Source organism: Streptomyces sp. NPDC001787, from assembly GCF_040297465.1.
Taxonomy (GTDB): Bacteria; Actinomycetota; Actinomycetes; order Streptomycetales; family Streptomycetaceae; genus Streptomyces.
Map to the genome: position 1 here is coordinate 173,591 of NZ_JBEOZE010000006.1, position 19,589 is coordinate 193,179.

The following is a 19,589-nucleotide window of genomic DNA, read 5'->3' on the forward strand; positions in this document are numbered from 1 at the left end:
GTTCGAGCCGAGACGCACGTGCGCGCTGGACGACACCCCTAACGACCCTGGGTTGTGAGGGAAACTTGGAAGTCAGTGGAAATCTTGTAATCAGCCGAACGTGTGACGTACGAACGTTCGTATTTGGCCTGGAGGGGCTGGTTGAAAGTTGGTGGACGCGAAGGCGCCCCTTCGGTCCTCCGATATTTTCCGGCCTTCGCCCGGACGGCAACTTTCACGCGTTCGGCGGCGGTTCCTCCGTGGAGAATGGTCGCAATTCCTTCACGAATCACCTAATCGGCATCCCGAATTTCCTTCCGGAAGATGTTTCGCACACGCGGACAGAAGGTCACCCTGATGGGGCGGAAGCCTGGTGGGCCCCCGTCAACGAATCCCGGCTGTCCGGCATTCGGGTGAATGGAGAGAACCAAATGCCGGGCCGCGAGTTGGTCAGGAGGCTCCGGTACGGGGCAACGGGTTCGAGAAGGGTTAATCGTGATCAAGAAGGTTCTGGCTACGGGCGCTGTCGCCGCCTCCATCCTCGGTCTCGGCGCGACGCAGGCCATGGCGATCGGCAACGACGGAGGCACGACCTCGGTCAACGGCAACGGTGCCGCGCAGGTGTTCGGCAACGCTGCCACCCACGGTGACTGGAGCCCGCAGTTCGGCCTGATCCAGGGCTCGCTCAACAAGCCCTGCATCGGTCTGCCGCTGAAGGCCAACGCCGGTTCGCTGATCGGCGTCGTGCCGATCTCGCTCCAGGACATCAACGTTCTGTCGTCGCCGCAGAACCAGCAGTGCACCGAGAACTCCACCCAGGCCAAGGGTGACGAGGCCCTGTCGCACATCCTGGACAGCATCCCGATCCTCTCCGGCAACGGCGCCCACAACGGCTGACCGGACCGCGACCACAGGCCCGGACCGCCGGCTTTCCTCCACCGAGCGGTCCGGGCCTGCTGCTGTCTCCACGGACGGCCGTACATCGGCTGGTCATATGAACCGGCCGGTGATGTGGGTCGACTGATACTGCGTCATTCGGGCGGAATCCGAGAAATCTTCTTCTTGGGCGGTTTCGATCCCGGTCGTTAATCGTTACGAATTACAGCGTCGAAGTCACGAGCGCGAGAGACTCCGCTCGGGCGATACGAAAGTCGTACCGCTCCAGACTCCGCCGCGGAAAGGGATGAAAGTGAAGTACACCAAGGTTGCCGCCGTCGCCGCCGGAGCCCTCATGGCGCTGGGATTCGCCGCGCCGGCCATGGCCGACGCGGGTGCCGAGGGCATCGCCGTCGGTTCCCCGGGCGTTCTGTCCGGCAACGTCGTGCAGATCCCGGTCCACGTTCCGATCAACGTCTGCGGTAACACCGTGAACATCATCGGTCTGCTGAACCCGAGCTTCGGCAACACCTGCATCAACAGCTGAATGAAGACCGGCTGAGCCATGGCTCGGCCTCGGTCGGCCCCGGATCGTCCATCGTCGATCCGGGGCCTTCCCCTTTTCCCCGTGCGAACGTCGTGCGGACTTTCGGCAGGTCCCCGTACGGGCGGGAAAAATCTGTAGCGGCGTAGTTTCCCGTGCGCGGCCTGATCGTTGTTCACGGAAAGCGGCAGAAGTCACAGGCAAAGAGAGCTTGTGTGCGGCACGGGAACGTGACCGAAACAGATGCCGCGCAGAAGGGAACCTGAAAGTGAAGTACGCGAAGACCGCTGCGCTCGTTGCCGGTTCCGTGGTCGCTCTCGGAACGGCTGCTCCCGCCTTCGCCGTTACTGACACGGCCCCCAACTTCAGCCTCGACAGTGGCCTGAACCAGCTGATGGCCAGCACCCCGGAGATGGTGGACCCGCTGGTCGACACGGTCGGCGCGGCCACCGAGACGGTGCAGAAGGACGGCACCGTCGGGAAGCTGGCGGGCGAGGCCACCGGCGTGGCCCAGGCGGCAGCCCCGATGCTCGGTGGAATGACCATCGGCGGCTGACCGTCGTACGGCATCACTTCCCCACCGCTTCGCATTCCCTCCGATGCCCGCCGCCCCGCAGGAGTTCTTTTCGAATTCCTGTGAGGCGGTGGAATCGTTCGAGTGAATGAGCACAACCCATCCCCGCCGGACAGAGTTGGTCAGGACGCTCCGGATAGGCGGGCACAAGAATTTCCCAGAAGGGCTTTTTTATGATCAAGAAGATTCTGGCCTCGGCGGCGGTAGCTGCCTCGGTCGTCGGTGTCTCCGCTGCGGCTGCCCCCTCCGCCATGGCCATCGGCAATGACGGCGGCACCACGTCGGTCAACGGCAACGGCGCCGTGCAGTCCTACGGCAACTCCGCCACCCACGGCAACTGGAGCCCCCAGTTCGCGCTCATCCAGGGCTCGCTCAACAAGCCCTGCATCGCCCTCCCGGCCAAGGCCAATCTCGGTTCGCTCATCGGCCTGGTGCCGATCACGGTCCAGGACCTCAACGTCCTGTCGTCGCCGCAGAACCAGCAGTGCACCGAGAACTCCACCCAGGCCAAGGGCGACGAGGCCCTGTCGCACATCCTGGACAACATCCCGATCCTCTCGGGCAACGGTGTCGGCAACAACTGAGGCCGCGTAACTCCGGGCCCTCGCCGCTGACTTCTCCGAACTCCCGGGGAGCGGCCCGGAATCTGCCTGTCCGCAACGCCTGACCACAGGTGGGGCCAGTCCATCCGCACAGCGACCGTTCTTCGGTCGCGCGGATGCACTGGCCCCTTCGTCGTGCGCGAAGGACCCGTCGTGGGCGAACTCCGTGCCCGGTGCACGGCGCGTGACCGGGCGGCGCACGACCGAGCGGTGTGTGGTCGGGCGGTGTGTGGTTGGGCCGGATGCCGCAGCAGCGGCTGACGGTTCCGCCGCACGCGGGTAGGGCCTCTCCATGGATGAGTACGAGAGTCGACCGCCGCGGGGCGGACAGCAGCCCGCACAGGACAGCACACCGATCTACGACCGGCTGGTCGCCGAGTGGCGGGCGGCCGGGCGAGGCTCCGGTCCGGCCGCGTCCCAGGAGCCCGCGGCGGTCCGGGGCGGCCTCGTCCCGGCGGCGCGCACATCGCACGAGATCGCCGGGACATGACCGCGCCGCGTCGACCTCACGCCGGATCACACCCATTTGAGTGGTAGTGCGGAACCGATGGCTCCGGCGGGGGTTGATCAGTACGTTCCACAACGGAACGCTCCGAAAGGTGAAGCTTGATGAAGAAGATGATGGCCGGCGCGGCAGTGGCTGTGTCCCTGATCGGTCTGTCCGCAGCCGCGGCCCCCACGGCCATGGCGATCGGCAACGACGGTGGCACCACCACGCTCAACGGCAACGGTGCCACGCAGGCCTTTGGCAACGCCGCCACGCACGGCGACTGGAGCCCGCAGAACCAGCTCGTCCAGGGCACCCTGAACAAGCTCTGCATCGGTCTCCCGGCCAAGGTCAATGTCGGTTCGCTCATCGGCCTGGTGCCGATCACGGTTCAGGACATCAACGTCCTGTCCAACCCGCAGAACCAGCAGTGCGCCGACAACTCCACCCAGGCCAAGGGCGACGAGCCGCTGTCGCACGTCCTGGACGACATCCCGGTCCTCTCGGGCAACGGCGTCGGCAACAACTGACACCGCTGAGCGCGGGCGGCCCGGAGGGTTCTCCCTCGGGGCCGCCCGTACTCATGTGCCCCGGCACCGCACACGACGATGCCCACCACTCCACGGGGGGTGGTGGGCATCGTCGCGGCCGGACGGCGCGCGGGAGGGTCAGGCCAGGGCGCGTACGGGCAGGAGGCAGTGGGCGGCCGTGCTCACGACCTCCGGGTTCGCCGCGAATCCCCGCAACTGCTCTTCGCTGACCGGCTGTCCGGGCACGGCCTCGGGCCAGGGGCGGGTCGCGAACATCACGTACACCTGGCCCTGCGCCTCGGCGGCGGCCAGCCACTCCGCGGGGACGGTGTACTGGGCCTTGAGGTGAGGAAGCGTCAGGACGGCCTGACCGGCCTGGACGAGGAGCTTCGCCTGGATGCCCGGTGTCTCGGAGGCGTCCTGAACACCTCCGCCGACCTGGAGGCCCGCGCGCTCCAGGGCCACACGCAGGGCGGCCTCCCCGGCCTCGGGGCCGTCCTGCCCGTCGCCCAGCGAGTAGGTGAGAAGGAAGGCGACATCATGGCCCTGGTCGGGGTGTTCGCCGCTCCAGCCGATCAGGATCTGGGTGCCCAACTGGGCTTGTGTGAACGTGCCGGTGGCGGTCTGGGGTGAGGTCATGCTCGGCACCCTAACGGCCAGGGACCGGTCGATGTGCATGCGTATCACCTGATCGAGGGAGATTGGCGGATATCTCCGGCCGGCATCCCGGCGCGGGCCCGGTTCCAGGCGCTGCCCGGCCGTCGTCCGGCCGCGGTCGGGGCGCCGAGCCGGTAGGTGTCCCCTCCCGCCGGGCCCGGGGAAAAGCTGTTGACGGCGCCGGGCGGGACCGGGCTATGGTGGGCAACGTTCCGCGCGGCGGGGCGACCTACGTGAGGAAACAGGAGGTGAGGACATTGATGACTGTCGTTGCGATGGGCACTGCCCACAACCAGATGAGCATCGTTCTCACCCCCGTGGCCACCGGCTGACCCTCGTGTGAACCTCCCGCGCCGAGCGCGCGGTGCCGGGGCCACCCTTGTGAAGGGTTCCCCCTTGTCTTTCCCGATTCTTTCCGTCCCGTCCTCGTCGCACCCGCTGGCTCCTTACGGCTGGGACGACGACTGGGCGGCCGCTTTCGCCCCGTACGCCGAACAGGGACTCCTGCCCGGCCGCGTGGTACGGGTGGACCGCGGTCAGTGCGACGTGATCACCCCCGACGGCACACTCCGTGCGGACACCGCGTTCGTGGTGCCCCGTGACCCGATGCGGATCGTCTGCACCGGGGACTGGGTGGCCGTCGATCCCCACGGCGACCCCCTGTTCGTGCGGACGCTGCTGCCGCGGCGTACCGCATTTGTGCGCTCGACGTCCTCGCAGCGTTCCGAGGGACAGGTGCTCGCCACCAACATCGATCACATCGCCATCTGTGTCTCGCTCGCCGTCGAGCTCGACCTCGGGCGTCTTGAGCGCTTCCTCGCGCTCGCCATGTCCAGCTCCAGCGGTGACGCGCTGCTGCGGGACGGATCCGCGGCCGGGGCGAGCGATCCCCAGCCGATCGTGCTGCTCACCAAGTCCGACCTGGTGCCGGACGTCGCCACGCTGTCCCACCTCGTCGAGGACATCGAGTCCATCGCGCCCGGAGTCCAGGTACTGCCGGTCAGCTCCGCCACCGGCGAGGGGCTCGACGTGTTCTCCGCCGTCGTCTCCGGCGGTACGAGCGTGCTGCTCGGGCTCTCCGGCGCGGGCAAGTCGACCCTCGCCAACACCCTGCTCGGCGAGGACGTCATGACGGTGCGGGCCGCCCGCGACGTCGACGGCAAGGGCCGGCACACCACCACGACCCGCAACCTCCTCGTCCTGCCGCACGGCGGTGTCCTCATCGACACCCCCGGGCTGCGCGGCGTCGGGCTGTGGGACGCGGAACAGGGGGTCGGCCAGGTCTTCTCGGAGATCGAGGACCTGGCGCGGCAGTGCCGCTTCCACGACTGCGCCCACGAGGCCGAGCCCGGCTGCGCGGTGCTCGGCGCGATCGAGGACGGGACGCTGCCCGTGCGGCGCCTCGACAGCTACCGCAAGCTGCTGCGCGAGAACCAGCGCATCGTCGCCAAGACCGATGCCCGGATGCGCTCCGAGATCCTGCGGGACTGGAAGCGCAAGGGCGCGGAGGGGCGGGCGGCGATGCAGGCCAAGCGCGGCCGGGTGCGGTAGTCACCGCCACCCGGGCCGGTGTCCGGTGGCCCCGGCGCCGGTGGTTCGATGTCCGAATACCGCGAGTGCGGCAGCGGGGGCTGCCGCACACTGGACGGTGTGATGGACGAAGAGACCAGGTACGAGGCGGTGAGCAGCCGCGACGCACGGTTCGACGGAGAGTTCTTCTTCGCCGTCGTGACCACCGGCATCTACTGCCGGCCGAGCTGCCCCGCCGTCACCCCCAAGCGCGAGAACGTCCGCTTCTACCCGACCGCGGCCGCCGCCCAGCGCCATGGCTTCCGCGCCTGCCGACGCTGCCGTCCGGACGCCGTCCCCGGCTCGGCCGAGTGGAACGTCCGCGCCGATGTGGCGGGCCGGGCCGTGCGGATGATCAGCGACGGCGTGGTGGACCGGGAGGGCGTCCCCGGTCTCGCCGAACGCCTCGGCTACAGCCCGCGGCAGGTCCAGCGTCAGCTCAACGCCGAGCTGGGGGCCGGGCCCGTCGCGCTCGCCCGCGCCCAGCGTGCGCACACCGCCCGGCTGCTCCTGCAGACCACCGGCCTGCCGGTCACCGAGATCGCCTTCGCGTCCGGCTTCGCCAGTGTGCGGCAGTTCAACGACACGATCCGGCAGATCTACGCCCGTACGCCCAGCGCACTGCGGACCGAGGCCGGTACGGGCCTGGGGGCCGCGGAGCGGGAGGGCCGCCGGGCCGGGATACCGCTCCGGCTCGCCCACCGGGGCCCGTACGCCGCACGGGAGATGTTCGACCTGCTCGGCTCCACGACCGTGGCAAGGATCGAGCAGATCAGCGGGACGCCCGGTCACCGCACCTACCGCCGCACGCTCCGGCTGCCGTACGGGACGGGCATCGTCGCCGTCGACGAGGCGTCGCCGGGGCCGTGGCTCCGGGCCCGGATCCAGCTGACCGATCTGCGCGACCTCACCACCGCCGTGCAGCGGCTGCGCCGGCTCCTGGATCTGGACGCCGATCCGTACGCCGTCGACGAGGCGCTCGGTGCCCACCCCCGGCTCGCACCGCTCGTCGCCGCGCGGCCGGGGCTGCGGTCGCCGGGGACCGCGTCCCCGGAGGAGTTCGCCGTACGGACGCTGGTGGGGCGTGCGCGGGCGGAGGAGCTGGTGGTGCGGTACGGCAAGGTGCTGGATGTGCCGTGCGGCGGTCTCACCCATGTGTTCCCCGAGCCGGGCGTGCTGGCCGGTGCTCCGGTGGAACCCGCGCTGGTGGCGCTGGCGGCGGCGCTGGCCGACGGCGGCGTACGGCTGGACGCCGGTGCGGACCGGGACGAGGCGGAAGCGGCGCTGCGCCGGCTGCCGGGGATGGACCCGCGCAGCGCGGCGCTGATCCGGATGCGGGCACTCGGCGATCCCGACGTCGATCCGGACCCGGACGGGGAGCCGGGCGGCGGGGCGCGGCAGTCCTGGCGGCCCTGGCGCTCGTACGCCGTACGTCATCTGGAGCTCGAAGGGCCGTGAGGCCGCGGCCGTACTGACCCGTCCGCCGGATCAGGCCGGCAGGCCCCAGCGCGGGACTTCTCGACCAGGGCGCGCTCCCCGGGGCTCAGCCCCAGAGCACCGCGCCCAGCCACGCCCCCGCGACCAGCAGGCAGGCGAACAGCTCCACCAGTACCGAGAAACCGGTCGCCCGCATCACCGAGCGGACCGACGTCCAGCCCGCGCCCCGGCTGCCGAGCCGCAGCCGCTCGGCGCCGTAGATCGCACCGACGTACCCGAGGATCCCACCCACCACCGGCAGCACGAAGAACCCCACGATCGCGGTCACCCCGCCGATCATCAACGTCTTGCGGGGCGTTCCCGACTCGCCGGGGCGCCTCGGTGGCAGCAGAGGTCTCAGGGCCTGGTTCAGCAGCAGTACGGCCGTTGCGCCGATCAGTACGCTCCAGGCGACCGGAGTCGTGTCCGCCAGCGCCCACCACAGCACCGCCGCCCACACGATCGCCTGTCCCGGCACGCCCGGCACCAGCACGCCGACCAGCCCGAGCAGCATGACCAGGCCGACGGCGACGAGCTGCCACACACTCATCCCACCAGCCTGCCGGAGACCGGCGGCTCCCGCCCGTCAGCACAGCCCCGGCCACCTGCGCGTACTCCCGTACCCGCCCGCGTACGCCCCGTCCCGCCGGCCGGCTCAGACGCGCGGGGTGCGTGACACCCAGCCCCGTTCGTACGCGTGCCAGCCCAGCTGGAGCCGGGTCGACACCCCGGTCAGCTCCATCAGTCCCTTCACCCGGCGCTGAACGGTCCTCAGCCCCAGCTCCAGCTGCTTCGCCACGCTCGCGTCCGTCAGCCCCGCCAGCAGCAGCGACAGGATCTCCAGATCCGTCGGATCGGGCCCGGTCTCGTCCTCCCGCACCCAGCCGGACTCGCCCAGCCGCAGCGGCATCGCCTCCCGCCACACCGCCTCGAAGAGCCCCATCAGCGACTCCAGAAGCCCGCTGGCGTGAACGACCAGGGCGGCAGGCTCCGCCCCTCGCCCGGTCAGCGGCACCATCGCCAGCCCGCCGTCCGCGACGACCAGCTTCGTCGGCACCCGGTCCACCACCCGGCACTGCTCGTCACGGCTCAGTGCGGCCGACAGCTCCATGATCCCGGAGGGCATCGACAGCACCTCGCGCTCCACGACCACCCGGAAGGACACCCCGCGCGTCGCCGCCCGCTCCTCGGACTCGTTGTCCATACCGCTCACCGCGATCGGATTCCCGGTGACCAGGGCGCAGACCTCCGAGGTCGCCCCCAGCTGCAACTGATGGAAACGGTGCGCGACCGCGCTCGCCCCGGTCACCACCTCCACCAGATCGTGCACCGCGGGCTCGCTCGCCTCCGCGCGGTACTCCTCGGCCAGCAGCGCCGACGCCAGCTCCGCCTGCTCCAGCTCGTGGCGCTGCTGGATCAGCAGCGCACCCAGCGCCACCGCCGGAGGCGCCGCCACCCAGCGTCCCGGCCTCGCCGAGGACTGGGCAGCCAGCCCCTGCTGCTCCAGCCGGCGCAGCGCCCGTTCGGTGTCCGCCTCGGGAAGCGCCAGCCGGTGCGCGAGATCGGAGAGTTCGGCGGCCCCCGTCGCGACGAGCGCGCGGTAGGCCGCTTCCTGGATCTCGTCGAGGCCTATCGCACCCAGCATTCTCCGGCCCTCCCCGGGCGTCGTGATCGCGCATCGCCGCGCCTGCTCCGGCCGACCGGCCGTGGCGGGAAGAGGCCACGGCGTAAACCCGCCGCTCACATCATCCCCGTACCGGTGGCCCCTCTGCCAATGTGGCGCCACCGCAGCACCAACAACCTCTGGAATGTTGCGCCTTGTGCTACTTCATTCCGGATTGACCAGGGGAGAACCATGCGCCCGATATCGCGTACGGCACTGGGGGCGGCCACCGCCGCGGTCCTGGCCGTCACCGCGATCGCCCCGTCCGTGGCGGCACCACCGGACGACGCGACCGCCAAGAAGCCGCTGACCGGCAGCGCGGCCGGCGCCGCGAAGGACGGCGGGGCGGTCACCGTGACCCTCGTCACCGGCGACAAGGTGCTGGTGAGCACCGACAGTTCGGGGGCCTCGTCCGCCACCGCGCTGCCCCGCGAGGACGGCACCGTCCCCCTCGTCCAGACCCGGCAGTCCGGCAAGGACCTGTATGTCTACCCGGACACGGCAGTCGGGGCGCTCGCCGCGGGCACGGTGGACGAGGAACTCTTCAACGTCACCGGACTGATCCGCCAGGGCTACGACGACGCGCACTCCACGACCGTGCCGCTCATCGCCACCTACGGCCAGGACACCGCACGCGGCGCCCGGCCCACCCCGCGCGGAGCCGAGCGCGGCATGGCCCTCGATGCCATCGACGGAGTCGCGCTCAAGGCCGACAAGAAGCGGACCGCCGCCTTCTGGGCCGACATCACCGCACCCCGGTCGCGCTCCGCCGCCGGGCTGGAGAAGCTCTGGCTGGACCGCAAGGTCGAAGCCAGTCTCGACACATCGACCAAGCAGGTCGGCGCCGACCTCGCCTGGGCCGCGGGCTACGACGGCAAGGGCACCAAGGTCGCCGTGCTCGACACCGGCGCCGACGCCGAACACCCGGACCTCAAGGGCCGCATCACCGCCTCGGAGAACTTCACCGACTCCGACTCCACCGATGACCGCCAGGGCCACGGCACCCACACGCTGTCCACGGTCGGCGGCTCCGGCGCGGCGAGCGACGGGAAGAAGAAGGGCGTCGCGCCCGGCACCGGCCTCCTCGTCGGCAAGGTCCTCAACGACAGCGGCTCCGGCGCCGCGTCCTGGATCATCGCCGGCATGCAGTGGGCCGTCGACAACAAGGCCGACGTCGTCTCGATGAGCCTCGGCAGCGCGACCCCCACCGACTGCACCGATCCGATGAGCCTCGCCGCCGAGGAACTGGGAAAGAGCAAGGACACCCTGTTCGTGGTCGCGGCCGGCAACATCGGTCCGTCGCTGAACACCGTCTCCTCGCCCGGCTGCGCCCCCAGCGTGCTGACCGTCGGCGCCGTCGACCGCGACGACTCCACCGCGAACTTCTCCAGCCTCGGCCCGGCGATCGTCTCGCACACCCTCAAGCCCGAGATCTCCGCCCCCGGCGTCGGTATCTCGGCCGCCGCGGCGGGCGGACGGGGCCCGTACGCGTACCGGTCGATGTCCGGTACGTCGATGGCCACCCCGCATGTCGCGGGCGCCGCCGCGATCGTGAAGCAGCGTCACCCCGACTGGACCGCCCAGCAGGTCAAGGCGGCCCTGGTCTCCTCCGCGAAGAGCGCCGTCCCCGGTGATGTACGCGAGACCGGCGCGGGCCGCCTCGATGTCGCGCGGGCCATCGACACGTCCGTGCTCGGCTCCCCGGCCGTCCAGGGCGGCACGTTCAACTGGCCGCAGGACAAGAGCGACCGCACCTCCGTCGACGTGCCCTACACCAACCTCGGCAAGAAGCCGGTCAAGCTGTCGCTGAAGGTCGCGGGCGTCACCGGCAACGACGGCTCGGCCGTCCGCTCCGGCATCGCCGGACTCGGCCGGAAGTCCGTCACCGTACCGGCCGGCGCCACCGTCCGCGTCCCCCTGGAACTCGCCCCGGACGCACGTCTGGACAGCAGCCAGTACGGCGATGTCACCGGACGCGTCCTGGCCACCGCCGACGGGGTCGAGGTCGCCACCCCGTTCTCCCTGTACGTGGCCCCGGAGACCGTCACCCTGCGCGTCAAGCTCATCGACCGCACCGGCAAGCCCGCGGACGGCGTGTCCTCGCTCGACGTCATCGGCACCGACACGTCATCCGGCGAACGCCGCTTCAACGAGGGCGCGGCCGACCAGACGTACCAGCTGCGCCCCGGAGCGTACTTCGTCTCCAGCTTCATCGCCTCGCCCGACCCGAAGGACGCCACGGGGCAGCTCGTCGAGTCCGTCGGCTACCTCGCCAGGCCGCAGCTGAACGTCACCGAGGACACCACCGTGGTGCTGGACGCCCGCAAGGCGCACAAGCTCACCGTGAAGACCGAGGACCGGGCGACCGAGACCCGCACCACCACGCTCGCGTTCGGACGCTCGTGGGACGACACCTGGTTGCACTCCGGCTCCCTCTCGGGCACCGGGCTCGTCAAGAACTACCTGGTCGATGTCCAGGGCAAGCCCCGTGACGGCGAATTCGAGTTCGACAGCTTCTGGCGCGCCTACGCGCCGCAGATCGAGAAGTTCTCCCTCGTCGGAGGACCGGCCCTGCATCCGCGACCCGCGGGAACGGGCTCCGTCAACCTGGACGGCACCGGCAGCGCCGAGGTCGTCGACGCGGGCACCGGCACCGCCGCCGAGCTGGCGGCCGCCGGGGCCAAGGGCCGGATCGCCCTCGTGAAGGTCGCCGCGGCCGGCGTCACCGCCCAGGCGCGTGCCGCCGAGGCCGCGGGCGCCAAGGCTCTCCTCGTGCACCGCTCCGCCGCGGGCGACTGGAAGCCGAGCACCGGCTACGGTTCCGCTCCGCTGCCGGTCCTCGGTCTCAGGGCCGACGAGGCCGCCGTCCTCATCGCCGCGCTCGGCGAGGGCCCGGCCGAGGTGTCCTGGAAGGCGACGGCGGTCAGCCCGTTCGTCTACAACCTGGCCTTCCCCGAGACGGGGCAGATCACCTCGGACCGTACCTACAAGGTCCGTGACAAGAAGCTCGGTTCGGTCACCGCGACGCACGACTCCATGGGTGTGGCCGCCGACTTCGTGGACACGCTGATGGTCACCCGGCCGTACGGCGGCACCTACTCCGTCGCCGGATTCGACACGCTCGCCACACCGGGCAAGCGCACCGAGTACTACTCGGCGGGCGACAGCACCTGGCGGAAGATGCTCGCCTCCAGCTTCCCCTGGGGCGAGTTCATGACCGACCGGACACGGACCTACCGGGCGGGCGACAAGCGCACCGAGGAGTGGTACCGGGGTCTGCTGACGCCGGGCACCCCGCGCGACGCGGCAGGAAGGGAAGTCCTCGCAGCCGAGCGGCAGGACAATGTGATCGGGGTCGCCCCCGGGTTCGTCTCCGACACCGAACACGTGGGAGAGCAGGGCTCGTTCGGTGACATCGGCGGCATGAGGCTGACCAGCGGCGGAGAAGTCATCGGCAGCAGCGGGTACCCGTTCGGCACGTTCACCGTCCCGGCCGAGGACCGCGCGTACGAACTCACCATGTCGACCACGAAGATCGGCCATCCGGCCGCGGTGTGGAAGCGCTCGACGGCGACGGAGACCACCTGGAAGTTCCGTTCCGAGCGGAAGGCCGATGTCTACTCCCAGGGCATCCCGCTGCTCTTCCCGCGCTACGACGTCCCGTCGGACGGGATGAAGACGCTGCCTGCCACGGACGGCCAGCGCATCGGCCTCACGGTCACCGGCCACGCCGGCTACACGCCCGGCAGGCTCACCGGTGCCAAGGTCTCCTTCTCGTACGACGGCGGCAGGACCTGGTCCGAGGCCGTCACCGGCCAGCAGGCGGGCCGGTGGTCCGCGACCGTGAACCACAAGGGCGCGTCGGGCAAGCCGGTCACCCTGAGGACCGAACTGACGGACGCCAACGGCAACACGGTCGTCCAGACCGTGAACGACGCGTACGTGGTGCGCTGATCACCACGGCGGGACGAAGCGGCTGGACGTAGCACCTGGACGTACCGGCCGGCGTACTGCCGGACACACCGACCGGTCCGCCGGGCGTCCTTCCCGTGGGGGGTGGGGCCGCCCGGCGGACCTCTTTTACGCGCCACGTTTTCCGGATGCCCCGTTTTCGCGGGTGCCTCGCGGTCGACAATAAGGGCATGAGTCAGCAGGGGGAGACACCCGCCGCCCATGAGGACGACTGGTGGCGCAAGCTGTACGACGAGGCCGCGCCGGACACCGGTCCGAGCGGCGCGGCCGACAGCCTCGACGACCGCTTCGACTCCGTGTCGGACGCGGTGGCTCCAGAGGCCCCGCCCCCGGCACCCCCGGCGCCCCTTCGGACCATGGCGTTCCGCGCCCCCTGGGAGCCGCCGTCCGGACCGCCGGAGCCGCGGACCTTCGCCGAGCCGGTCCCACCCCCGCCACCGCCGCCCTCACCACCTCCGTTCACACCGTCTACGCCCCCTCCGCCGCTGCCCCGCCGGGCCGCCGGGCCCGATGCCGCCGGACACCCGCCGGCGCCCGCCCCCGCCCCCGTCGCGGCCGGCTTACCGGCCGCGGCCCCACCCGTCGCGGCCCCACCCGTCGCGGCCCCACCCGCCGCGGCCCCCGCACCCGCCGTCGTCCCCGCGCCCCGCCCGGTCGTAGGGCACCTCGGCGACCGGCCGCCCACCGACGACTCCGACCCCGCGGCCCTGCCCGCCGCCACGCCGCACAACCTGGACGCGCTCGTCCCCGACACCGTGCTCGACGGCGCCCGGTACGGCACGTACACCCTGCGCACCGCCTCCGTCCGGGGCGAAGCGGCACGCCTGCGGGGCGAACCCCGGCGGGATGCCCTGCTCACCGCCCGCTTCGGGTCCGGCGAGAGCGCCCTGGTCCTCGTCGCGATCGCCGGCGGCGCACGTACCGCCGACGGGACGCGGCACGCGGCGGCCGAGGCGTGCCGCTGGATCGGCGGGGCCGTCGGCCGCAGTCACGCCCGGCTCGCCGAGGACATACGGGCCGGGCGCCGGGGCGATCTGAAGTCGGGGCTCCACCGGCTCATCGACCGCACCTACGGAAAGCTCCGCGCCCGCGCCGCGGAACTGGGCCTCGAACCGAAGGAGTACACCGCGGGGCTGCGCTGTCTGCTGCTGCCCGCCGACCCCGAGTGCCGCACCCGGGTCTTCTTCGGCGTCGGGAGCGGCGGGCTCTTCCGGCTCCGGGACGGCGCCTGGCACGACCTGGAGCCGAGGATCGCGCTCCCCCCGGACGGCCGAGAGCGGGCCGAGGACGCCCCGGACACCGAGCCCTTCCGGTTCCGGGCGTCCGTGGCCCGCCCCGGGGACACACTCCTGCTGTGCGGCAACGGGCTCGCCGAGCCGATGCGCGGGGAGCCGGCGCTCGCCGCGGAGCTCGCCGGGCGCTGGGCCCGCCCCGGCCCACCGGGACTGCCCGCCTTCCTCGCGGACACCCAGCTCAGGGTGGAGGGGTACGCCGACGACCGGACGAGCGCGGCCGTCTGGGAGGCGTAACCCCGCCCGCCGTGGGTTGATGGACTCCGGAGACCGCCCGGTCGGTGTTCCGTTCTCCGGAGTCCGGTAAGCCGAGCGTGCACGGAGCACACGGCAGAGAGGGTGCGCACCCATGGCCAAGCAGAACGTGTCGGAGCAGTTCGTCGACATCCTCGTCAGGGCAGGGGTCAAGCGCCTGTACGGGGTGGTCGGCGACAGTCTGAACCCGGTGGTCGACGCCATCCGGCGTAACGCGGCCATCGACTGGATCCAGGTCCGGCACGAGGAGACCGCGGCGTTCGCCGCCGGTGCCGAGGCCCAGATCACCGGCAGCCTGGCCGCCTGTGCCGGCTCGTGCGGCCCCGGCAATCTGCACCTCATCAACGGGCTCTACGACGCCCACCGCTCCATGGCCCCGGTGCTCGCCCTCGCCTCGCACATTCCCTCCAGCGAGATCGGGCTCGGCTACTTCCAGGAGACCCATCCGGAGCTGCTCTTCCAGGAGTGCAGCCACTACAACGAGATGATCTCCCACCCGCAGCAGATGCCCCGACTGCTCCAGACGGCCATTCAGCACGCGATCGGACGCGGCGGCGTCAGCGTCGTCTCGATGCCGGGTGACATCGCATCGCGGCCCGCGCCGGAGAAGTCGATCGAGCACGCCCTCGTCACCTCGCGGCCCTCGGTGCGGCCCGGGGACGAGGAGATCGACAAGCTCTGCCGGATGGTCGACGAGGCCAAACGGGTGACGCTGTTCTGCGGCAGCGGCACCGCGGGCGCGCATGCCGAGGTGATGGAGTTCGCGGAGCGGGTGAAGGCCCCGGTCGGTCACGCGCTGCGCGGCAAGGAGTGGATCCAGTACGACAACCCGTACGACGTCGGGATGAGCGGACTGCTCGGCTACGGCGCCGCCTACGAGGCGACCAATGAGTGCGATCTGCTCATCCTGCTGGGTACCGACTTCCCGTACAACGCCTTCCTCCCGGACGATGTGAAGATCGTCCAGGTCGATGTGCGTCCCGAGCACCTGGGGCGGCGCTCCAAGCTCGATCTCGCCGTCTGGGGCGACGTACGCGAGACGCTGCGCTGTCTGACACCGCGCGTGAAGCCCAAGACCGACCGCAAATTCCTCGACCGGATGCTGAAGAAGCACGCCGACGCGCTGGAGGGCGTGGTCAAGGCGTACACCCGCAAGGTCGACAAGCACGTGCCGATCCACCCGGAGTACGTCGCCTCGGTGCTGGACGAACTCGCCGACGACGACGCGGTGTTCACCGTGGACACCGGGATGTGCAACGTATGGGCGGCCCGCTATCTCTCGCCCAACGGCAAGCGCCGGGTGATCGGTTCGTTCAGCCACGGCTCGATGGCCAACGCGTTGCCGCAGGCCATCGGCGCCCAGTTCGTCGACCGGAACCGGCAGGTCGTGTCGATGTCCGGTGACGGTGGATTCACCATGCTCATGGGTGACTTCCTCACCCTGGTCCAGTACGACCTGCCGGTGAAGGTGGTGCTGTTCAACAACTCCTCCCTGGGCATGGTGGAACTGGAGATGCTGGTGGCGGGCCTGCCGTCGTTCGGCACGACCAACAAGAACCCGGACTTCGCCGCCGTCGCCCGCGCCGCCGGGGCGTACGGGGTACGGGTGGAGAAGCCCAAGCACCTGGAGGGCGCCCTCAAGGACGCCTTCAAGCACAAGGGTCCCGCACTCGTCGATGTGGTCACCGACCCCAACGCCCTCTCCATCCCGCCCAGGATCAGCGCGGACATGGTGACCGGCTTCGCGCTGTCCGCCGGCAAGATCGTGCTCGACGGGGGAGTGGGCCGGATGCTGCAGATGGCCCGCTCCAACCTGCGCAACGTCCCCCGCCCCTGATACCTCCGGGTCGCGCCGGGGTGAATGGGGCGAGGGGCGGGGCGCGAGGAGCGCGAGGGCCGGGCGGGGCGGGAGGCGGCCGGGCGGGTGGCGCCGCCGGCTGCCGTTACGCCGGGGTCAGCCGCACCGTGAGGATCTGGAACGGCCGCAGGGCCAGCACGAGTCCGTCCCCGTCGGTGTCCGCCGGGCGCAGCGGTCGCTCCAGCAGATCGGTGATGTGGGCCCGGACGACGGGGAACCCGACCGTGAGCCGGGTCTCGGCCCGTCCCCCCGCCGACTCGTAGAGCCGTACGATCACATCGCCGCCGCGGTCCTCGGCCAGCTTCACCGACTCCACCGTCACCGCCGGATGTCCGGTGTCCACGAGGGACGGCACGGCCGGTGCCACCGCCGCCCGGAGCGGCAGATTGAGCGCGAGCCCCTCCCGTACGGCATCGGTGACCTCGGCGCCCGGGGCGAGCGCGTAACGGAACCGGTGGATGCCGAGGTCGGTGTGCGGGTCCGGGCTGTGCGGGGCGCGCAGCAGCGTGAGCCGTACCGTCGTGCCGAGCCCCGACCCGTGCGGGGTCCGGGTCACCTCGTGGCCGTACGTCGAGTCGTTGAGCAGCGCGACGCCGTAGCCCGGCTCGGCGACCCGCAGCCAGCGGTGGGCGCAGATCTCGAAGCGGGCCGCGTCCCACCCCGTGTTGTCGTGCGTCGCCCGGTGGACATGGCCGAACTGGATCTCGGCCGTGGACCGTTCGGCGTGGACGTCCAGCGGGAAGGCCGCTTTGAGGACCTTCTCGGACTCCCGCCAGTCCACCTCCGTCTCGATGTCGAGCTGCCGGCTCCCGGCCGAGAGGCGCAGCTCCTGCACGACCGTGGACTTCCCGAACGAACGCACCACCCGTACGGCCGCCCGCAGCGGCCCCTCCTCGACCAGGGCCACGGAGTCGGCCCCGGTCAGATCGGTGCGGGTACGACGGTAGTGCCGGTCGATGTCCCAGGCGTCCCAGTGATTGGGGTGGTCCGGGTGCAGCTGAAGGAGATTGGCCCGCAGCCCCGGGGCCAGCACCTCCCGCCCCGCGGCCAGATCGCGTACCGAGGAGACCAGTCCGTCCCGGTCGACGGTGACCCGCAGCAGCCCGTTGTCGAGCACGGTTCCCTCGTCCGGAGACCCGGCCGCCGTGACCGGCTCGCCCGGAACGGCCGAGCCGTCCAGCGGCCCGGCGCCCAGCCCCGGCGCACGGACCGACACGGCCACACGCCCCTCGCCCAGCTCCTGCACCCGGGCTCCGGAAGGCAGCACCCCGGCCGCCTCGGCGTCCAGTTCGATCACCTGGTCGCGTGCGTACGGCGAGGAGTTGAGCGCCACCAGCCCCGCCGGGGCACCGAGCGAGGCCACCGCTTCGGCGACCAGGTCCGCCAGCTCCGCGCGCACCTCCTCATAGGTGTCACGGGCCTCGCGGTGCACCCAGGCGATCGAGGAGCCGGGCAGGATGTCATGGAACTGGTGCAGCAGCACCGTCTTCCACACCCGGTCCAGCGCTTCGTACGGGTAGCGGTGGCCGGACCGCAGCGCAGCCGCCGTCGCCCACAACTCGGCCTCGCGAAGCAGGTGTTCACTGCGCCGGTTGCCCTGCTTGGTCTTGGCCTGAGTGGTGTACGTGGCCCGGTGCAGCTCCAGATACAGCTCGCCCGACCAGACGGGCGCCTGCGCCCCGTACTCCTCCTCGGCAGCCGCGAAGAACGCCGACGGCTTCTCGATCGAGACACGGGGTGATCCCTCCAGGTCCCGGAGCCTGCGCGCCTTCTCCAGCATCTCGCGGGTCGGTCCGCCCCCGCCGTCGCCCCAGCCGAACGGCACCAGGGAGCGGGTGGCCCGCCCCTTCTCGGCGAAGTTCCGTTCGGCGTGGGCGAGTTCGCTCGCGTGGAACTGGGCGTTGTAGGTGTCGACCGGCGGGAAGTGGGTGAACACCCGGGTCCCGTCGATGCCCTCCCACCAGAAGGTGTGGTGCGGCATCTTGTTGTGCTGGTTCCACGAGAGTTTCTGGGTGAGGAACCACCGCACCCCAGCCAGCCGGGCCAGCTGCGGGAACGCGGCCGTGTAACCGAAGGAGTCCGGCAACCAGATCTCCTCCGTCTCCACGCCCAGCTCCTCCTGGAAGAACCGCTTCCCGTGCACGAGTTGGCGGGCCAGCGCCTCACCGCCCGGCATGTTGGCGTCGGACTCCACCCACATCGAACCGACCGGCGCCCATTGTCCGTCCGCGACCGCCTGCTTGATCCGCTCCCAGATGTGCGGCTGGTGCTCCTTGACCCAGGCGTACTGCTGCGCCTGCGAACAGGCGAAGACCAGCTCCGGATAGTCCCGGGCGAGCGCGGTGACATTGGCGAAGGTCCGGGACGCCTTGCGCACCGTCTCGCGCAGCGGCCACAGCCAGGCCGAGTCGATGTGCGCGTGCCCGGTGGCCGAGAGACGGTGTGCGCTCGGCGACGCGGGGCGGGACAGCGCCTCCGCCAGTTCCTCCCGGCCCGCCGCCGCCGTGCCCGCGACATCGTGCAGGTCGAGCGCGTCGAGCATGCGTTCCAGCGCGCGCAGGATCTCATGATGCCTGGAACGGTCCGCGGGCAGTTCCCGCGTCAGCTCGGACAGCACCTCGATGTCCAGGACGAGATGCCAGACCTCCTCGTCGAGCACGGCGAGGTCCGCCGAGGCGAACCGGTGGAGAGGGCTGTCCCCGGCCGTCAGGACGTCGCCCAGCGGGGTCGGTTCGAAGCCGTGCTCCAGCACGGTGGGATTGGCCGCCGCCTCCAGGAGCAGCGCGACCGGTTCACCGCCCGCCGCAGCTTCGGCGACGGTGAGGTGGCGGTTGCGCGGGTGGATGCCCTTGAGCGGGACGCCGGAGGTGTCGTACAGCATGCCCTCCGCCTGGAACCCCGGCCCCTGGCCGGAGAACCCGGGATCGACGACCACTTCCACCCGGCGCCCGGCCCATGCGCCGGGCACCGTCCCTTCGAGCCGGAACCAGCTGGTGGACCAGGGTTTGCCCCACTCCGTACCGGTGGCGAAGGGCTCGTACGTGCCTCGGAGGGCCTCGCCCACGGGCACGGGTTCGCCCGGGGCATGCCAGACGGACAGCGCCAGCGGGGTACGGGCCGCGTACTGGGCGGGGCGGATGAACTGGTGGAGCGCTCGTTCGAGGCGGCCCTCCACCAGGGAGCGGTCGTCATGCATCGGGTGCCTCCGGAATCTGTGCGCGTGGAACGTCACGCGAGGGCATGCCCGGTGAGGAC

15 protein-coding genes are annotated in these 19,589 nt (G+C 71.0%); 11 read left to right on the forward strand and 4 right to left on the reverse strand.

Annotation, left to right across the window (positions count from 1 at the left end):
• Window positions 1-474: 474 nt before the first annotated feature.
• The 6 genes from ABT170_RS11065 to ABT170_RS11090 all read left to right on the forward strand — a co-directional run bounded on the left by ABT170_RS11065 (window position 475) and on the right by ABT170_RS11090 (window position 3,592).
• On the forward strand, window positions 475-876 hold the full coding sequence (locus tag ABT170_RS11065; RefSeq protein WP_329942622.1) for a rodlin: 402 nt from the start codon (window positions 475-477) through the stop codon (window positions 874-876).
• A gap of 292 nt (window positions 877-1,168) precedes the next feature.
• Window positions 1,169-1,402 (forward strand): chaplin, encoded by a 234-nt coding sequence (locus ABT170_RS11070; protein ID WP_329942623.1) that lies wholly within the window; start codon window positions 1,169-1,171, stop codon window positions 1,400-1,402.
• Window positions 1,403-1,667: 265 nt separating this feature from the next.
• Window positions 1,668-1,955, forward strand: coding sequence for a hypothetical protein (locus ABT170_RS11075; RefSeq protein ID WP_329942624.1), 288 nt, complete (start codon window positions 1,668-1,670; stop codon window positions 1,953-1,955).
• 191 nt (window positions 1,956-2,146) lie between these two features.
• Window positions 2,147-2,557 (forward strand): rodlin, encoded by a 411-nt coding sequence (locus ABT170_RS11080; RefSeq protein WP_329942625.1) that lies wholly within the window; start codon window positions 2,147-2,149, stop codon window positions 2,555-2,557.
• Between the two features lie 310 nt (window positions 2,558-2,867).
• The gene (locus ABT170_RS11085) at window positions 2,868-3,065 is read left to right on the forward strand and encodes a hypothetical protein (protein WP_329942626.1); all 198 of its coding nucleotides are present in this window, start codon (window positions 2,868-2,870) and stop codon (window positions 3,063-3,065) included.
• A gap of 119 nt (window positions 3,066-3,184) precedes the next feature.
• Complete coding sequence (locus ABT170_RS11090) at window positions 3,185-3,592, forward strand: rodlin (protein WP_329942627.1); 408 nt, start codon at window positions 3,185-3,187, stop codon at window positions 3,590-3,592.
• 138 nt (window positions 3,593-3,730) lie between these two features.
• Here the strand turns inward: ABT170_RS11090 and ABT170_RS11095 are convergent, their stop codons facing one another.
• The gene (locus tag ABT170_RS11095; RefSeq protein ID WP_329942628.1) at window positions 3,731-4,231 is read right to left on the reverse strand and encodes a DUF5949 family protein; all 501 of its coding nucleotides are present in this window, start codon (window positions 4,229-4,231) and stop codon (window positions 3,731-3,733) included.
• 414 nt (window positions 4,232-4,645) lie between these two features.
• Between ABT170_RS11095 and rsgA the strand changes: the two genes are divergently transcribed.
• Window positions 4,646-5,800, forward strand: a complete 1,155-nt coding sequence (gene rsgA / locus ABT170_RS11100) for a ribosome small subunit-dependent GTPase A (RefSeq protein ID WP_351866004.1) — start codon at window positions 4,646-4,648, stop codon at window positions 5,798-5,800.
• Between the two features lie 102 nt (window positions 5,801-5,902).
• Window positions 5,903-7,276, forward strand: a complete 1,374-nt coding sequence (locus ABT170_RS11105; protein WP_351866248.1) for a DNA-3-methyladenine glycosylase 2 family protein — start codon at window positions 5,903-5,905, stop codon at window positions 7,274-7,276.
• Window positions 7,277-7,361: 85 nt separating this feature from the next.
• Here ABT170_RS11105 and ABT170_RS11110 read toward each other — a convergent pair whose 3' ends face one another.
• Window positions 7,362-7,844: a DUF456 domain-containing protein gene (locus tag ABT170_RS11110; protein WP_351866007.1), complete on the reverse strand. Its 483-nt coding sequence runs from the start codon at window positions 7,842-7,844 to the stop codon at window positions 7,362-7,364.
• Between the two features lie 105 nt (window positions 7,845-7,949).
• Window positions 7,950-8,939 carry a helix-turn-helix domain-containing protein gene (locus ABT170_RS11115; protein WP_329942630.1) on the reverse strand — a complete coding sequence of 330 codons (990 nt, stop codon included), beginning with the start codon at window positions 8,937-8,939 and terminating at the stop codon, window positions 7,950-7,952.
• A gap of 210 nt (window positions 8,940-9,149) precedes the next feature.
• Here ABT170_RS11115 and ABT170_RS11120 point away from each other — a divergent pair, with 210 nt between their 5' ends.
• The 3 genes from ABT170_RS11120 (at window position 9,150) to ABT170_RS11130 (ending at window position 16,313) form a co-directional block, all read left to right on the forward strand.
• Complete coding sequence (locus ABT170_RS11120) at window positions 9,150-12,911, forward strand: S8 family serine peptidase (RefSeq protein ID WP_351866010.1); 3,762 nt, start codon at window positions 9,150-9,152, stop codon at window positions 12,909-12,911.
• 188 nt (window positions 12,912-13,099) lie between these two features.
• Window positions 13,100-14,458, forward strand: a complete 1,359-nt coding sequence (locus tag ABT170_RS11125) for a protein phosphatase 2C domain-containing protein (RefSeq protein WP_351866013.1) — start codon at window positions 13,100-13,102, stop codon at window positions 14,456-14,458.
• Window positions 14,459-14,570: 112 nt separating this feature from the next.
• On the forward strand, window positions 14,571-16,313 hold the full coding sequence (locus ABT170_RS11130) for a pyruvate dehydrogenase (RefSeq protein ID WP_329942633.1): 1,743 nt from the start codon (window positions 14,571-14,573) through the stop codon (window positions 16,311-16,313).
• Window positions 16,314-16,419: 106 nt separating this feature from the next.
• Here ABT170_RS11130 and ABT170_RS11135 read toward each other — a convergent pair whose 3' ends face one another.
• The gene (locus ABT170_RS11135) at window positions 16,420-19,530 is read right to left on the reverse strand and encodes an alpha-mannosidase (protein WP_351866016.1); all 3,111 of its coding nucleotides are present in this window, start codon (window positions 19,528-19,530) and stop codon (window positions 16,420-16,422) included.
• Window positions 19,531-19,589 lie beyond the last annotated feature (59 nt).

What these genes read in the sequence shown, in the direction of transcription:
- ABT170_RS11080 (WP_329942625.1), top strand. Translation starts at nt 2,147, where the DNA reads ATGATCAAGAAGATTCTGGCCTCGGCGGCGGTAGCTGCCTCGGTCGTC.
- ABT170_RS11085 (WP_329942626.1), top strand. Translation starts at nt 2,868, where the DNA reads ATGGATGAGTACGAGAGTCGACCGCCGCGGGGCGGACAGCAGCCCGCA.
- ABT170_RS11090 (WP_329942627.1), top strand. Translation starts at nt 3,185, where the DNA reads ATGAAGAAGATGATGGCCGGCGCGGCAGTGGCTGTGTCCCTGATCGGT.
- ABT170_RS11095 (WP_329942628.1), bottom strand. Translation starts at nt 4,231, where the DNA reads ATGACCTCACCCCAGACCGCCACCGGCACGTTCACACAAGCCCAGTTG.
- ABT170_RS11105 (WP_351866248.1), top strand. Translation starts at nt 5,903, where the DNA reads ATGGACGAAGAGACCAGGTACGAGGCGGTGAGCAGCCGCGACGCACGG.
- ABT170_RS11110 (WP_351866007.1), bottom strand. Translation starts at nt 7,844, where the DNA reads ATGAGTGTGTGGCAGCTCGTCGCCGTCGGCCTGGTCATGCTGCTCGGG.
- ABT170_RS11115 (WP_329942630.1), bottom strand. Translation starts at nt 8,939, where the DNA reads ATGCTGGGTGCGATAGGCCTCGACGAGATCCAGGAAGCGGCCTACCGC.
- ABT170_RS11120 (WP_351866010.1), top strand. Translation starts at nt 9,150, where the DNA reads ATGCGCCCGATATCGCGTACGGCACTGGGGGCGGCCACCGCCGCGGTC.
- ABT170_RS11125 (WP_351866013.1), top strand. Translation starts at nt 13,100, where the DNA reads ATGAGTCAGCAGGGGGAGACACCCGCCGCCCATGAGGACGACTGGTGG.
- ABT170_RS11130 (WP_329942633.1), top strand. Translation starts at nt 14,571, where the DNA reads ATGGCCAAGCAGAACGTGTCGGAGCAGTTCGTCGACATCCTCGTCAGG.
- ABT170_RS11135 (WP_351866016.1), bottom strand. Translation starts at nt 19,530, where the DNA reads ATGCATGACGACCGCTCCCTGGTGGAGGGCCGCCTCGAACGAGCGCTC.